Here is a 14,797-nt window from a genome sequence, read left to right as displayed (position 1 = left end):
GGGGGTCATTCGGCGGCTCGGAGGGCGGCGTGCAGCTCCTGGAGCGGGCGGACCTGCATGTCGCCCCGGATCCGCGCCTCGATGCCCATCACCGCCGCCGCCGCGCCCGGCACCGTGGTGATGCACGGGATGTCCGCCGTGACGGCGGCGCTGCGGATCTCGTAGCCGTCCGAGCGGGCGCTCGCACCCGAGCCCTGCGGAGTGTTGATCACCAGCGCCACGTCGCCGCCGAGGATCAGCGACACCGCGTCCTCGCCCCCGCCGGACTCGTAGTGCTTGCGGATCTGCTCGCAGGCGATGCCGTGCCGGCGCAGCACCTCGGCCGTGCCGGTGGTGGCGACGATCTCGAACCCCAGGTCGGCCAGGCGCTTGATCGGGAAGATCATGCCCCGCTTGTCCCGGTTGGCGACCGAGACGAAGATCTTCCCGGCGGTCGGCAGCGAGCCGTACGCGGCCGACTGCGACTTGGCGAAGGCGTGCCCGAAGGCGGTGTCGATGCCCATCACCTCGCCCGTGGACTTCATCTCCGGGCCGAGCAGCGAGTCCACGCCCTTGCCGGTGGGGGTGCGGAACCGCTTGAACGGCAGCACCGCCTCCTTGACCGCGATCGGGGCGCCGGCCGGCAGCGAACCGCCGTCCCCGGTCGCCGGGAGCAGCCCCTCGGCGCGCAGCTCGGCGATGGTGGCGCCCAGCGCGATCCGGGCCGCCGCCTTCGCCAGCGGCACCGCCGTCGCCTTGGAGACGAAGGGCACCGTCCGCGACGCGCGCGGGTTCGCCTCCAGCACGTAGAGCACGTCGTCCTTCAGCGCGTACTGCACGTTGAGCAGGCCCCGCACGCCCACCCCCCGGGCGATCGCCTCGGTGTAGCGGCGCACCTGGGCCACGTGCGAGCCCGCCAGGGTGATCGGCGGCAGCGCGCAGGACGAGTCGCCGGAGTGGATGCCGGCCTCCTCGATGTGCTCCATCACCCCGCCGAGGTAGACCTCCCCGTCGGCGTCGCAGAGCGCGTCCACGTCGATCTCGATGGCGTCGTCGAGGAAGCGGTCGACCAGCACCGGGTGGTCCGGTGAGATCTCCGTCGCCCGCCCGATGTAGTCACGCAGCGTGGCGTCGTCGTAGACAATCTCCATGCCCCGCCCGCCCAGCACGTACGACGGCCGGACCAGCACCGGGTAGCCGATCTCGTCGGCGATCGCCTTCGCCTCGTCGTACGAGGTGGCCATGCCGTGCGCCGGCGCGCGCAGCCCGGCCCGGGCCAGCACCGCCCCGAACGCGCCCCGCTCCTCGGCCAGGTGGATCGACTCCGGCGAGGTGCCGACGACCGGCACGCCCGCGTCCTTCAGCCGCTGTGCCAGGCCCAGCGGGGTCTGCCCGCCGAGCTGGACGATCACCCCGACGACGCCCGGCCCGCCGGCCGTCCGGCCGGAGGAGTCCTCGGCGTGCCAGACCTCCAGCACGTCCTCGAAGGTGAGCGGCTCGAAGTAGAGCCGGTCGGCGGTGTCGTAGTCGGTGGAGACGGTCTCCGGGTTGCAGTTGACCATCACGGTCTCGAAACCGGCGCCGGAGGCGGAACCCGCGCCCGCGGCGGCCGGCGCGGCGGTGCCGACCGGCGCGCTCCGCAACGCCTGTACCGCGTGAACGCACGAGTAGTCGAACTCGATGCCCTGACCGATCCGGTTCGGCCCGGAACCCAGGATGATCACCTTCGGCCGGGCCGACGGCACGACCTCCGTCTCCTGGTCGTACGTCGAGTAGTGGTAGGGCGTGGTCGCCTCGAACTCGGCGGCGCAGGTGTCCACCGTCTTGTAGACCGGGCGGACGTCGAGGCGGTGCCGCAGCGTCCGTACGCCGTCCTCGGCGGCCAGCTCCGGACGCAGCGCGGCCAGCTGCCGGTCCGACAGGCCGGCCCGCTTGGCGCGGCGCAGCAGCTCGGCGTCGAGCACCGGGGCGTCCACGATCTCCGCGCGCAGCTCGACGAGGGCGGCGATCTGGTCCAGGAACCAGGGGTCGATCCCGCCGGACGCGGCGGTGACCTCGGCGATCGACGCGCCGAGGCGTAGCGCCCGCTCGACGGTGTAGAGCCGGCCGTCGTGCGGCATCCGCAGCGCGTCGAGGGTGTTCTCCTTCGTCGCGCCGGCCGGGTCGGGCAGCGTCCAGAACCCGCCCGCCTTCGTCTCCAGCGACCGCATCGCCTTGTTCAGCGCCTCGCTGAAGTTGCGGCCCAGGCTCATCGCCTCGCCGACGGACTTCATGGTGGTGGTCAGCTCCGGGTCGGCGCCCGGGAACTTCTCGAACGCGAACCGGGGGATCTTCACCACCACGTAGTCCAGGGTCGGCTCGAACGCCGCCGGGGTCTTCAGGGTGATGTCGTTGGGGATCTCGTCGAGGGTGTAGCCGATGGCCAGCTTCGCGGCGATCTTCGCGATCGGGAAGCCGGTGGCCTTCGAGGCCAGCGCCGACGACCGGGACACCCGCGGGTTCATCTCGATCACCACGATGCGGCCGTCGGCCGGGTTGACGGCGAACTGGATGTTGCAGCCACCGGTGTCCACCCCGACCTCGCGCAGCACCGCGATGCCCAGGTCGCGCAGCTGCTGGTACTCGCGGTCGGTGAGCGTCATGGCCGGGGCGACGGTGACGCTGTCGCCGGTGTGCACGCCCATCGGGTCGACGTTCTCGATCGAGCAGACCACCACGACGTTGTCGTGCCGGTCGCGCATCAGTTCGAGCTCGTACTCCTTCCAGCCGAGCACGCTCTCCTCGATGAGCACCTCGTGCACCGGGCTGGCGGCCAGCCCGTCGCCGGCGATGCGGGCCAGGTCCTCCGGGGTGTGCGCCATGCCGGAGCCGAGGCCGCCCATGGTGAACGACGGCCGGATCACCACCGGCAGGCCCAGCTCGGCGACCGTCGCCTCGACCTCCGCCATCGAGTGGCAGACCCGGGAGCGGGGCACGAGGCCCGCCGGGTCGTCGAGCCCCAGGCGTACGCCGGCCTTGGCGACGATGTCCTTGAACAGCTGCCGGTCCTCGCCGCGGTTGATCGCCTCGATGTTGGCGCCGATCAGCTCCACGCCGTACTTGTCGAGCACGCCGGCCTCGTGCAGGGCGACCGCGGTGTTCAGCGCGGTCTGCCCGCCGAGGGTGGGCAGGATCGCGTCGGGGCGCTCCTTGGCGATCACCAGCTCGACGAACTCCGGGGTGATCGGCTCGACGTACGTGGCGTCGGCGAACTCGGGGTCCGTCATGATCGTCGCCGGGTTCGAGTTGACCAGGCTGACCCGGATCCCCTCGCTGCGCAGCACCCGGCAGGCCTGGGTGCCGGAGTAGTCGAACTCGCAGGCCTGCCCGATCACGATCGGCCCGGAGCCGATCACCAGGATGTGCTTGAGATCGGTCCGCTTAGGCATGTGTGCGCCCCTCGCTGTGGGTCCGGCCCTCGATGAGCTCGGCGAAGCGGTCGAAGAGGTAGTCCGCGTCGTGCGGGCCGGCCGCCGCCTCCGGGTGGTACTGGACGGTGAAGGCGGGCACGTCCTTCGCCCGCAGCCCCTCGACCACGTTGTCATTGAGGCAGACGTGTGACACCTGGACGCCACCGAACTCGGTCTCGATCACCGCATCGGGTACGACCGCGCCCTGCCGCGCGCCGGGGACCTCGACGGCGAAGCCGTGGTTGTGGCTGGTCACCTCGACCTTGCCGGTGACCCGGTCGAGCACCGGCTGGTTGATGCCCCGGTGGCCGTAGCCGAGCTTGTAGGTGCCGAAGCCCAGCGCCCGGCCGAGGATCTGGCTGCCGAAGCAGATGCCGAAGAGCGGCACCCGCCGGCGCAGCACCTCCCGCGCCAGGGCCACCGGCGCGTCGGCGGTGGCCGGGTCGCCCGGGCCGGGCGAGAAGAAGACCGCGTCCGCGCCGGTGGCGAGCAGGTCGTCGATCGTCGAACCGGCCGGCAGCACGTGCGTGGTGACCCCGCGGGCGGCGAGCCGGCGCGGCACGTTGCGCTTGATGCCCAGGTCCAGCGCGGCGACCGTGAACCGGTGCTCGCCCTCGGCCGCCACCACGTACGGCTCGGCGGTGGTGACCTCGGCGGAGAGGTCCGCGCCGACCATCTCGGGGGCCTGCCGCACCCGGGCCAGCAGCGCCCGGGGGTCGGCCTCGACGCTGGAGATGCCGACCCGCATGGCGCCGCGCTCGCGCAGGTGCCGGGTCAGCGCCCGGGTGTCCACGCCGCTGATGCCGACCACGCCCTCGGCGGCCAGCCGCTCCTCCAGCCCGCCGGTGGCCCGCCAGTTCGAGCCGATCCGGGCCGGGTCGCGGACCACGTAGCCGGCGACCCAGATGCGGCCCGACTCGTCGTCCTCGCCGTTGACGCCGGTGTTGCCGATGTGCGGGGCGGTCTGCACCACCACCTGACGGTGGTAGGACGGGTCGGTCAACGTCTCCTGGTAGCCGGTCATGCCGGTGTTGAAGACCGCCTCGCCGAAGGTCTCCCCGACGCTGCCGTACGCCTCACCGTGGAACGTGCGCCCGTCCTCCAGCACGAGGATCGCGGGCCTCCGCTTCGTCATAGAACAGCCTTTCCGTCCAGGACCGTCGGCTCGCCGCGCAGGAAGGTCGCCACGATGCGACCCGGCAGCGTCATGCGGGCGTACGGGGTGTTGCGGCTACGGCTGGCCAGCTCCGCCGGCTCGATGGTGCGACGGGCGGCCGGGTCGACCAGGGTCAGGTTCGCCGGCACGCCGGGCGCCGGGTCGAGGCCGTGCCCCTCCAGCCCGGCGATCCGGGCCGGGGTGCGCGACATCCGCTCGGCGATCAGGTCCCACTGCGGGCCGAGCACGTCGAGGGCGATCGACAGCGCCGTCTCCAGGCCGAGCATGCCCGGCCGGGCGTACGCCCACTCGCACTCCTTGTCCTCCACCGCGTGCGGGGCGTGGTCGGTGGCGACGATGTCGATCACGCCCTCGACCAGGGCCGCCCGCAGCGCGGCGACGTCGGCCGCGGTGCGCAGCGGCGGGTTGACCTTGTAGACCGGGTCGTAGGTCTCGGCCCGGGAGTCGGTGAGCAGCAGGTGGTGCGGGGTGACCTCGGCGGTGACCCGGACGCCCCGGGCCTTGGCCTGGCGCAGCACCTCCACGCTGCCGGCGGTGGAGACGTGGCACACGTGCAGGCGGCTGCCGACGTGCTCGGCGAGCAGCACGTCCCGGGCGATGATCGCCTCCTCGGCGACCGCCGGCCAGCCGGTCAGGCCGAGGCGGGTCGAGACCTCGCCCTCGTGCATCTGCGCGCCCTCGGTGAGCCGGGGCTCCTCGGCGTGCTGGGCGATGATCCCGTCGAACGCCTTCACGTACTCCAGCGCCCGGCGCATCAGCCTCGGGTCGGCGACGCAGTGCCCGTCGTCGGAGAAGATCCGCACCCGGGCCGCCGAGTCGGCCATCGCGCCCAGCTCGGCGAGGTGCTCGCCGGCCAGGCCGACGGTGACCGCCCCGATCGGCTGCACGTCCACCAGCCCGGCCTCCCGGCCGAGGCGCCAGACCTGCTCGACCACGCCGGCGGTGTCGGCCACCGGCGAGGTGTTGGCCATCGCGCAGACCGCGGTGTAGCCACCGAGCGCCGCCGCCCGGGACCCGGACTCGACGGTCTCGGCGTCCTCCCGGCCGGGCTCGCGCAGGTGGGTGTGCAGGTCGACCAGGCCGGGCAGGGCGACCAGCCCGGTGCCGTCGACGACGGTCGCCTCCGGTGCGTCCAGCCCGGCGCCGACGGCCGCGACGACGCCGTCGCGGATGAGCACGTCGGTCGGCGCGGCGCCGACGACGCTGACGTTGGAGATCAGGTACGAGCTCACCGGTTGTTCCCCCCGAGCAGCAGATAGAGGACGGCCATCCGCACGGAGACCCCGTTGGCGACCTGTTCGACGATGGTGGAGCGGGGCGAGTCGGCCACCTCGGGCGTGATCTCCATCCCCCGGTTCATCGGTCCGGGGTGCATGACGATCGCGTGCTCGGGCAGCCGGCGCATCCGCGGGCCGTCCAGGCCGTAGCGGCGGGCGTACTCGCGGGCGGACGGGAAGTAGGAGGCGTTCATCCGCTCGCGCTGCACCCGCAGCATCATCACCACGTCCGACTGCGGCAGCACCGCGTCGAGGTCGTAGGAGACGTCGGTGCCGGGCGCGAGCGCCTGCGCGATGTGGACGGGGATCAGCGTCGGCGGCCCGACCAGGGTCACCTTGGCGCCGAGCGTGGACAGCAGCAGGACGTTCGAGCGGGCCACCCGGCTGTGCAGGACGTCCCCGACCACCGCGACCGACAGGCCGGCCAGCCGCCCCAGCCGGGAGCGCATCGTGTACGCGTCGAGCAGCGCCTGGGTCGGGTGCTCGTGGGTGCCGTCGCCGGCGTTGACCACCGAGCCGTCGACCCAGTCGGCGAGCCGGTGCGGGGCGCCGGAGGCAGGGTGCCGGACGACGACGGCGTCGGCCCCCATCGCCTGGAGGGTCAGCGCGGTGTCCTTCAGGCTCTCGCCCTTGGTCACGCTGGAGCCCTTGGCCGAAAAGTTGATCACGTCGGCGCTGAGCCGCTTCGCCGCCGCCTCGAAGGAGATCCGGGTGCGGGTGGAGTCCTCGTAGAAGAGGTTCACCACGGTGCGCCCGCGCAGCGCGGGGAGCTTCTTGACCTCCCGGCCGGCGACCGTGGCCATCTCGGCGGCCGTGTCCAGGATCTCGGTGGCGGTGGCGGCGTCCAGGTCGGCACCGGAGAGCAGGTGCCTGATCATGGGCGCTGCCGCCTTTCGTTCGCGGCTGCGGGGCTCCGCTCCGCTGCACTCCGCACGCTCACCGGGTACCCCCGTACAACCTGACCTCGTCGGTGCCGTCGGTCTCCGCGAGAGTGACCTTCACGCTCTCCGCCAGGGACGTCGGGATGTTCTTGCCGACGTAGTCGGCGCGGATCGGCAGCTCGCGGTGGCCGCGGTCGACCAGGACGGCGAGCTGGACGGACGCCGGCCGCCCGACGTCGTTGAGCGCGTCGAGCGCGGCCCGCACCGTGCGGCCGGAGAAGAGCACGTCGTCGACGAGGACGACCCGCTTGCCGTCGATGCCGCCGGGCGGCACCTGGGTCGGCCCGACCGCGCGGGTGGCGTGCCGGCGCAGGTCGTCGCGGTAGAGGGTGATGTCGAGCACGCCGACCGGGACGGTCACGTCCTCGAAGGTGCTGATCCGGGCGGCGAGCCGCTTCGCGAGCGGGGCGCCCCGGGTGGGGATGCCCAGCAGCACGGTGTCCGCGGCGCCCTGGGTCTTCTCCAGGATCTGGTGGGCGATGCGGTCGACCACGCGCTGGACGTCAGCACTGGCGAGGATCACCTTCACCGAGGGTTGTCGCGGCGGCGACGACTGGGCAGCAGGTGGGTAGGCCACGGCGGACCTCCTTCCCCGCCTCACGGGACGGGTCGTTAAAGGACGTCGGATGCCGGTACCGGGACGCGAGCGGCCCGGACCGGGGCTTCCCGCCACGTTACCAGTGGTCACCGCACCGACCGCCGCCGGCCACTGACCCCCTGGTCAGCCCGGCGAAATGGGGACAACTCCCCCGGTGATCCCAACGGTAAGGTCACGACCACTTGACCAGTTGTGCCAATCCCCGTACCGTCACGCTCCGTAGCGATCGCTGGGAGAACCCCGAGCAGCACTGGGAGTGTTTAATGCCCTCTGAATACGCCAAGTCTCTGGGCGCCCGCCTGCGCTCCATCCGCCAGCAGCAGGGCCTGTCCCTGCAGGGCGTGGAGGAGAAGTCGAACGGGCGGTGGAAGGCGGTGGTGGTCGGCTCCTACGAGCGCGGCGACCGCGCCGTCACGGTGTCGCGCCTGGCCGAGCTTGCCGACTTCTACCGCGTTCCCGTCTCGGAGCTGCTGCCCGACGGCAGCGGGGTTCGCCACGAGCCCACCAGCAAGATCGTCCTCGACCTGGAGCGGCTCTACGACGAGGCCTCCGAGGACCTCGCCTACGTCGCCCGGTACGCGCGTGCCATCCAGCAGCAGCGCGGTGACTACAACGGCCGCGTGCTCTCCATCCGCGCCGACGACCTGCGCGCGCTCGCGATCGTGTACGACGCCTCGCCGTCCGGCCTGATCGAGCGGCTCACCGAGCACGGCGTGCTGGTTGCCGACCCGCGGGCGTTCTTCGCCAGCTGACCAGGAACGCGAGAGGGGCCCGTGCCGAATGGCACGGGCCCCTCTCGTCGTCGTTCGTGTCGCGTCCCGCCTGTTGAGCACGCCCGCTGTGACGTTCGTCCGGGTGTGACGTGCGCCGCGTCAGCGGGTGGCGTACTCGGCGATGCGGCCGAGGATGCCGTTGAGGAAGCGCGGCGAGTCGTCGGTCGACATCTGCCGGGCCAGCTCGACGGCCTCGCTGATGGCCACCGCGTCGTCGATCTCGTCGACGTAGAGCAGCTCGTAGACCGCGATCCGGGCGAGGTTGCGGTCGACCGCCGGCATCCGGTCCAGCGTCCACCCCTCGGCGTAGCTGGCGATCACCTCGTCGATCCGGTCGAGGTGGGCGGCGACGCCCTCGACGAGGCCCACCGCGTATCCCAGGTGCTCGGGTCGGGGCTTCTCGATCCGCTCGATGTAGCCGGCGAGCACCTCGACCGGCGGGCGGTCCCGCAGGTCGGCCTCGAAGAGCACGTCCAGCGCCCGCTTACGCGCCTTGCGGCGCGCAGGCATCTGCTGCTTGGGACCCTCGGCCATCAGGCGCGGCCGAGGTAACGGCCGTCGCGGGTGTCGACCTTGATCTTCTCGCCGGTGGTGATGAAGAGCGGCACCTGGACCGTCGCGTCGGTCTCGACGGTGGCCGGCTTGTTGCCGCCGGTCGACCGGTCGCCCTGCAGGCCCGGCTCGGTGTAGGTGACCTCCAGCACGACGCTGGTCGGAAGCTCGATGTAGAGCGGGACACCCTCGTGGGTGGCCACGGTCGCCTCAGCCTCGGGCAGCAGGTAGTTCGCCGCGTCGCCGACGGTGGCACCGGGCACGTTGATCTGGTCGAACGTCTCCAGATCCATGAAGACGTAGTCCTCGCCGTCGGCGTAGAGGTACTGCATGGTGCGCTTGTCCACGGTCGCGGTCTCGACCTTGGTGCCCGCGTTGAAGGTCTTGTCGACCACCTTGCCGGACAGCACGTTCTTCAGCGTGGTACGCACGAACGCACCACCCTTACCGGGCTTGACGTGCTGGAACTCGACGACGGCCCAGAGCTCTCCGTCGAGGTTGAGTACCAGGCCGTTCTTCAGGTCGTTGGTGGTGGCCATTTCCTGCCTTGATCATCAATTGGCGGACAGACCTGGCAAGTCTACTAGTTGCGCCGAACGCCGCTGTCCGCCGCTTCCCGCCGCCCTTCCCACGGCCCTCCCACCGCCCTCCCGCCGGCTCCTCCCCCGCGCTTCCGCCGACTTCCCGCCGCGATTCCGCCACTCTCCCGCCGCCCGCTCGCGACGCTTCCGCCGCAGCCCCACCGTTCTCCGCCGCCGCTGCCGCGGTTGTCCCGCCGGTCCCGCCACTGGTTTGCCCGCCGACCGGCCGAGCCGCCGTCGCCCCGCGGCCGACCCCGCCACGCCGCCCCGCCAGCCGAGCCGCCGTCGCCTCGCAGCTCCCCAGCCGCCGCCGCTTGCAGCCGCCCAGTCGCCGTCGCCCCGCCGGCCGAGCCGCCGCCTCGCGGCCGACCCCGCCGCGCCGCCCAGACAGCCCAGCCGCCGTCGCCAGGCGGCCGGCCCAGCCGCGTCACCGCGCCGGCCCAGCCACCGCTGCCCCGCCGGCCCAGCCACCTTGCGGGTTGCCGGCAACAACGCACGTCGGTGCTCACACTCCGTAAGCTGCCACGCTCCACGGCAGAGGCCCGCCGCGTTCCCTTTGCTCTGCACCTACGGACGCACCAGTTACGCACGGTCACTATTTCGCCTCCCGCCACGATTCGCCGCCGACAAGAAATCCCAGCTCAGACCCGTGGTGCGAATTTGGATGCAGAGCAAAGCGTCGGAGGGGCAGGGAGCACGGGACGCAGCGGCAGTCACCGACAGCAACGAAGAGAGATGTTACTGATCGTCACGACGGCTGGAGCACAGAGCGCGCCATCGGCGCTCATCTCGCCGCGCGCCCGCACACGGCGGGCGGGACGGCCAGGACAGACGGGACGGGCAGGGCAGCCGGGGGTCAGCGGATCAGGGCGGCCAGGTGGTGCAGGGCCAGGCGGTAGCCGTCGACGCCGAGGCCGCAGATCACCCCGGTCGCCACCGCCGACACCACCGAGTGGTGCCGGAACTCCTCGCGGGCGTGGATGTTGGAGATGTGCACCTCGACCAGCGGCCCGCGCAACATGGCGCAGGCGTCCCGGACCGCGTACGAGTAGTGCGACCAGGCGGCCGGGTTGAGCACCACGGCGGCGCCCTCGTCGGCGGCGGCGTGCAGCCAGGCCAGCAGCTCGTGCTCGGCGTCGGTCTGCCGGACCGTCACGTCCAGGCCGAGCTCCCGCCCGGTCGACTCGCAGAGCGCCACCAGGTCCGCGTAGCTGGTCGCCCCGTAGACGTCGGGCTGCCGGGTGCCGAGCCGGCCGAGGTTTGGGCCGTTCAGCACGTGGACCTTCACGCGGCCACCTCGCGGTAGGCCGCCTCCAGCAGCTCGTCGTCCGGGCCCTCCAGGATCGCCGGCCGGGCCAGCCCGTCCAGCACGACGAAACGCAGTTGGCTGCCCCGGGCCTTCTTGTCGACCCGCATCGTGGCGAGCAGTCCGGGCCAGGCCTGCGCGGGATAGCTGGTGGGCAGGCCGAGCGCCGCCATGGCCGTCCGGTGCCGCTCGGCGGTGGCGGCATCCAGCCGCCCGGCCAGTCGGGCCAACTCACCGGCGTAGACGACGCCGACCGACACGGCGTGGCCGTGCCGCCAGCGGTAGTCCTCCGCCTTCTCGATGGCGTGGGCCAGGGTGTGACCGTAGTTGAGCACCTCCCGCACGCCCGACTCGCGCAGATCGCCCGAGACCACGTCGGACTTCACCCGGATCGCTCGCTCGATCAGCTCGCGGGTCACCGGGCCGGTCGGGTCGGTGGCCGCCGCCCGGTCCCGCTCCACCAGGTCGAGGATCACCGGGTCGGCGATGAAGCCGCACTTGACCACCTCGGCCAGACCGGCGGCGAGGTCGGCCTGCGGGAGGCTGTCCAGCGTCGTCAGGTCGGCGAGGACGCCGACCGGCGGGTGGAACGCCCCGACCAGGTTCTTGCCGGCGGCGGTGTTGATCCCGGTCTTGCCGCCCACCGCCGCGTCGACCATGCCCAGCAGCGAGGTCGCCACCGGAACCCAGCGCACCCCCCGCAGCCAGCAGGCCGCGACGAAGCCGGCCAGGTCGGTCACCGCGCCGCCACCGACGCCCACCACCGCGTCGGTACGGGTGAAACCCGCCTCGCCCAGCCGGTCCCAGCAGGTCGCCGCCACGTCGATGCGCTTGCCCGCCTCGGCGTCCGGCACCTCGATCAGCAGCGTCGCGACGCCGGCGGCGCGCAGCCGCCCGCCGATCGCGTCGGCCAGTTCCCGGAGCGGGTGCGCGTGCAGCACCGCCACCCGGGTCGCGTCCGGCAGCAGCCCGGGCAGCGCATCGAGCAGGTCGCGTCCCACCAGTACGTCGTACGGGCGCTCGCCGCCGACCGGGATCCGGGTCACCTCGTCCATCGCCGGCAGCCTAGTCCAGCCGCCCGATCCGAGGGGGGAACTGTCCACTTCGTGGCCACCCGTTCCCGCCGTCCCGCGCCAGCGCTCGAGGAGCGCGACGGCCACAGCCTTCGAGGAGGAGCCGGGCGGCTCAGCGCTTGAGGAGCGCGGCGATCTCGGCGGCGATCTCCGCCGGTTCCCGCCCGTCGGTGACGACCGTCGCGGTGGCCACCTCGGCGTAGAGGGGACGGCGCTGGTCCAGCAGGTACTTCAGCGTCGCCCGGGGGTTGATGGCCAGCAGCGGGCGGCCCCCGCCGAGCCCGACCCGCTTGACCGCGTCGGACAGTTCGACGGAGAGGTGGACCACGGGGTGCCCGACCAGGGCCGCGCGGTTCTCCTCGGCGAGGATCGCGCCGCCGCCGAGGGCGAGCACGCCCTCGCACGAGGCGAGCCCCGCCGCCACGGCCGCCCGTTCGAGGGTACGGAAGTGGTCCTCACCCTCGTCGATGAAGATCTCGGAGATCGGCTTGCCGGCCAGGCGCACGATGTCCACGTCGGTGTCGCGGAACTCCACGCCGAGCAGCTCGGCAAGCGCCAGCCCGACGGTGGTCTTGCCCGAGCCGGGCGCCCCCACCAGCACACAGACCGGCGCCATCAGCGGCACCGCCGAACCGCCGCGCGCCCCGCCCGCCGGCCCGCGCTCACCGGATCACCAGGGCGTCGAGGTAGCCGGCCAGATTGCGGCGGATCTCGGCGACCGAGTCGCCGCCGAACTTCTCGGTGGCGGCCTCCGCCAACACCAGCGCCACCATCGCCTCGGCGACGACGGCGGCGGCGGGCACGGCGCAGACGTCCGAGCGCTGGTTGATCGCGGTGGCCGGCTCGCCGGTGGTGACGTCCACCGTCGCCAGGGCCCGGTTCAGCGACGAGATCGGCTTCATCGCGGCCTTCACGCGCAGCGGCTCGCCGGTGGTGATGCCGCCCTCCAGCCCGCCGGCCCGGTCGGTCACCCGGCGTACGCCGGTGGCGGTGGGGATGATCTCGTCGTGCGCCTCGGAGCCACGGGAGCGCGCCTGCTGCCAGCCGTCGCCGATCTCCACGCCCTTGATGGCCTGGATCGACATGAGGGCGGTCGCGAGCCGGGCGTCGAGCTTGCGGTCCCACTGCACGTGGCTGCCCAAGCCCGGCGGCACCCCGTACGCCAGCACCTCGACCACGCCACCCAGGGTGTCGGCGGCCTTCTTCGCGGCATCGACCTCGGCGACCATCCGGGCGCTGGCCTCCGGGTCGAGGCAGCGCAGCGGGTCCGCGTCGATGCGGTCGGCGTCGGCGGGCGTGGGGCGCAGCCCCGGCTTGGCGGCGACCGGGCCCAGCTCCACCACGTGCGAGACGATCTCGACGCCGAGGGCCTGCCGGAGCAGCGCCTTGGCGACCGTGCCGACGGCGACCCGGGCGGCGGTCTCCCGGGCGCTGGCCCGCTCCAGGATCGGCCGGGCGTCGGTGTGGCCGTACTTCTGCATGCCGGCCAGGTCGGCGTGGCCCGGACGGGGGCGGGTGAGCGGCGCGTTGCGGGCCTGGCTGGCCAGCTCCTCCGCGTCCACCGGGTCGGCGGCCATCACGGTGCGCCACTTGGGCCACTCGGAGTTGCCGACGCGGATCGCGACCGGGCTGCCGAGGGTCGCCCCGTGCCGCAGCCCGCCGATGACCTCCACCTCGTCCTGCTCGAACGACATCCGCGCGCCCCGGCCGTAGCCGAGCCGGCGCCGGGCCAGCTCACCGGCGATGTCCCCGGTGGTCACCTCGACGCCGGCGGGCACGCCCTCCAGCATCGCGACGAGGGCGGGACCGTGCGATTCCCCTGCAGTCAACCAGCGCAACACAGCGGTCAGTCTGTCACGCCCGGTGGCCGCCGCCGTGCGGTGCCCGCCGCGTCCCGCCCTGCGGACGCGGCACGGCCCGCCGCCCGGCCTCAGCCGCTTCCGTGGGCTCCGGGCCTGTCACCTCCGATAGCGCTGTGCCACTGCCGCGAAGGCGGCCTTCGGCTCCCATTCCATGTCGGGGTAGGTCTGCCCACGGCGTCCTTCGAGGAGCTTGACGATGCCCAGGCTGGCCCGGTCCAGGTCGTCCCTGGGGTCGCCGTCCGGGCGGTGCGGGTAGCCGGGCAGGGCGAACAGGAACACGAACGCGCTGTCCACGCCCTCGGTCTCGAAGATCTCCAGCAGCTCGCTCAGATATGCGGCCTGGCCGGCCTCGTCACGCTCGTACACGCCGTTGAGCCGTACCGGGGCCCTGGTCTCCGGGTCGTACCCGACCACTTCCAGCACCCGCCCGCCGCGGTCTCCCGCGCCACGGTAGGCCGCGGTGCCGAACCCGGTGATGGCGAGCGGCTTCGGGCCCTGCGCCAGGGTGCGCACCGCGTCCCGGAACCGGTCGGCGACCTCGGCGGAGCGGATCAGCTCGAACGCCACGATGTCGAAGGGAGTCCAGTCGACCTGCTCGAACTGGATGGACGCGTAGGTGAGCCTACCCTGGAAGCGCTCGCGGACCGTGGCCGCGGCGTCGCGGAGGAACGCGTTGATGCGCACGCCGAGTTCGCGGATGGCGTCGGCCCGCCGTTCGGGTCGGCTCATCAGCCGCGCGACCCGGTCCTCGGGGCTCTCGCCGGGCAGGAACCCGCGGTTCATCACGCTCAGCTCGACCCCTGCGACGAACACGACTGCGGCCCCCTGCTGCCGGAGCCGTTCCGCCCGCTCGGCGCAGTCGCGGAAGAGCGTGAGGATCTGCTCCGGATCCAGCTCCAGCGGATAGGGCGAGAACCAGACCTCCAGGCCGAGGTCGGCGGCGGCGCCGGCGGCCAGTTCCAGTCGATCCGGATCGCCGCCGATGATCTGGACCGCGTTGCAGTGCAGGTCGTCGCGGATGATGGCGAGCTCACGCCGGACCACCGCAGGATCGAGGTGCTCGCGGGACGTCTGGCCGTGCACGACGAATCCGGTGTCGTAGGTCATTCCTCTTGCGCGCATGGCGGCGTCCTCTCCGTCGGGCCCGGTCGGGTCGAGACTGACAGGAAACATGCGTGTACGCAAGTTTTCGTTCGCGCAACTTTGCGCGCGCGTAGCCCTGCGTGGGA

At 72.7% G+C, this 14,797-nt stretch carries 13 protein-coding genes; 1 reads left to right on the top strand and 12 read right to left on the bottom strand.

Annotated elements, in window-relative coordinates:
• Nucleotides 1–5: 5 nt before the first annotated feature.
• From carB to pyrR, 5 genes are read right to left on the bottom strand one after another with little or no spacing between them, the layout of a single operon-like run.
• Nucleotides 6–3,407 carry a carbamoyl-phosphate synthase large subunit gene (carB, locus tag EV374_RS28075; RefSeq protein WP_132240168.1) on the bottom strand — a complete coding sequence of 1,134 codons (3,402 nt, stop codon included), beginning with the start codon at nucleotides 3,405–3,407 and terminating at the stop codon, nucleotides 6–8.
• Entirely contained in the window at nucleotides 3,400–4,563 is a 1,164-nt protein-coding gene (gene carA / locus EV374_RS28070; RefSeq protein WP_132240167.1) for a glutamine-hydrolyzing carbamoyl-phosphate synthase small subunit, read from the bottom strand. The genes carB and carA overlap by 8 nt, the downstream gene beginning before the upstream one ends.
• The gene (locus EV374_RS28065) at nucleotides 4,560–5,837 is read right to left on the bottom strand and encodes a dihydroorotase (protein ID WP_132240166.1); all 1,278 of its coding nucleotides are present in this window, start codon (nucleotides 5,835–5,837) and stop codon (nucleotides 4,560–4,562) included. Before EV374_RS28065 ends, carA begins: the two co-directional genes overlap by 4 nt.
• Nucleotides 5,834–6,760: an aspartate carbamoyltransferase catalytic subunit gene (locus tag EV374_RS28060; protein ID WP_121395245.1), complete on the bottom strand. Its 927-nt coding sequence runs from the start codon at nucleotides 6,758–6,760 to the stop codon at nucleotides 5,834–5,836. Before EV374_RS28060 ends, EV374_RS28065 begins: the two co-directional genes overlap by 4 nt.
• A gap of 58 nt (nucleotides 6,761–6,818) precedes the next feature.
• Entirely contained in the window at nucleotides 6,819–7,400 is a 582-nt protein-coding gene (gene pyrR / locus EV374_RS28055; protein WP_132240165.1) for a bifunctional pyr operon transcriptional regulator/uracil phosphoribosyltransferase PyrR, read from the bottom strand.
• Between the two features lie 284 nt (nucleotides 7,401–7,684).
• On the opposite strand from pyrR, the gene bldD reads away from it, so the two are divergent.
• The gene (gene bldD, locus EV374_RS28050; protein ID WP_013285505.1) at nucleotides 7,685–8,173 is read left to right on the top strand and encodes a transcriptional regulator BldD; all 489 of its coding nucleotides are present in this window, start codon (nucleotides 7,685–7,687) and stop codon (nucleotides 8,171–8,173) included.
• A gap of 120 nt (nucleotides 8,174–8,293) precedes the next feature.
• On the opposite strand, the gene nusB is transcribed toward bldD, so the two are convergent.
• The 7 genes from nusB to EV374_RS28015 all read right to left on the bottom strand — a co-directional run bounded on the left by nusB (nucleotide 8,294) and on the right by EV374_RS28015 (nucleotide 14,690).
• Nucleotides 8,294–8,704, bottom strand: coding sequence for a transcription antitermination factor NusB (gene nusB, locus EV374_RS28045; protein ID WP_207914624.1), 411 nt, complete (start codon nucleotides 8,702–8,704; stop codon nucleotides 8,294–8,296).
• A 23-nt stretch (nucleotides 8,705–8,727) separates the two neighbouring features.
• Nucleotides 8,728–9,285: an elongation factor P gene (efp, locus tag EV374_RS28040; RefSeq protein ID WP_132240163.1), complete on the bottom strand. Its 558-nt coding sequence runs from the start codon at nucleotides 9,283–9,285 to the stop codon at nucleotides 8,728–8,730.
• Nucleotides 9,286–10,183: 898 nt separating this feature from the next.
• On the bottom strand, nucleotides 10,184–10,615 hold the full coding sequence (aroQ, locus tag EV374_RS28035) for a type II 3-dehydroquinate dehydratase (RefSeq protein ID WP_132240162.1): 432 nt from the start codon (nucleotides 10,613–10,615) through the stop codon (nucleotides 10,184–10,186).
• Nucleotides 10,612–11,688 carry a 3-dehydroquinate synthase gene (gene aroB / locus EV374_RS28030; RefSeq protein WP_132240161.1) on the bottom strand — a complete coding sequence of 359 codons (1,077 nt, stop codon included), beginning with the start codon at nucleotides 11,686–11,688 and terminating at the stop codon, nucleotides 10,612–10,614. The genes aroQ and aroB overlap by 4 nt, the downstream gene beginning before the upstream one ends.
• Before the next feature lie 130 nt (nucleotides 11,689–11,818).
• Nucleotides 11,819–12,322: a shikimate kinase gene (locus EV374_RS28025; RefSeq protein ID WP_132240160.1), complete on the bottom strand. Its 504-nt coding sequence runs from the start codon at nucleotides 12,320–12,322 to the stop codon at nucleotides 11,819–11,821.
• A 46-nt stretch (nucleotides 12,323–12,368) separates the two neighbouring features.
• Nucleotides 12,369–13,547 carry a chorismate synthase gene (gene aroC / locus EV374_RS28020; RefSeq protein WP_132240159.1) on the bottom strand — a complete coding sequence of 393 codons (1,179 nt, stop codon included), beginning with the start codon at nucleotides 13,545–13,547 and terminating at the stop codon, nucleotides 12,369–12,371.
• A gap of 117 nt (nucleotides 13,548–13,664) precedes the next feature.
• On the bottom strand, nucleotides 13,665–14,690 hold the full coding sequence (locus tag EV374_RS28015; protein WP_207914618.1) for a hypothetical protein: 1,026 nt from the start codon (nucleotides 14,688–14,690) through the stop codon (nucleotides 13,665–13,667).
• Nucleotides 14,691–14,797 lie beyond the last annotated feature (107 nt).

The sequence above is a fragment of the Micromonospora sp. CNZ303 genome (assembly GCF_004345505.1).
This window is presented reverse-complemented; position numbering and strand designations above follow the sequence as displayed.

Coding starts and splice junctions, on each gene's coding strand:
- carB (WP_132240168.1), bottom strand. CDS start 3,407: ATGCCTAAGCGGACCGATCTCAAGCACATCCTGGTGATCGGCTCCGGG.
- carA (WP_132240167.1), bottom strand. CDS start 4,563: ATGACGAAGCGGAGGCCCGCGATCCTCGTGCTGGAGGACGGGCGCACG.
- EV374_RS28060 (WP_121395245.1), bottom strand. CDS start 6,760: ATGATCAGGCACCTGCTCTCCGGTGCCGACCTGGACGCCGCCACCGCC.
- bldD (WP_013285505.1), top strand. CDS start 7,685: ATGCCCTCTGAATACGCCAAGTCTCTGGGCGCCCGCCTGCGCTCCATC.
- nusB (WP_207914624.1), bottom strand. CDS start 8,704: ATGCCTGCGCGCCGCAAGGCGCGTAAGCGGGCGCTGGACGTGCTCTTC.
- efp (WP_132240163.1), bottom strand. CDS start 9,285: ATGGCCACCACCAACGACCTGAAGAACGGCCTGGTACTCAACCTCGAC.
- aroB (WP_132240161.1), bottom strand. CDS start 11,688: ATGGACGAGGTGACCCGGATCCCGGTCGGCGGCGAGCGCCCGTACGAC.
- EV374_RS28025 (WP_132240160.1), bottom strand. CDS start 12,322: ATGGCGCCGGTCTGTGTGCTGGTGGGGGCGCCCGGCTCGGGCAAGACC.
- EV374_RS28015 (WP_207914618.1), bottom strand. CDS start 14,690: ATGCGCGCAAGAGGAATGACCTACGACACCGGATTCGTCGTGCACGGC.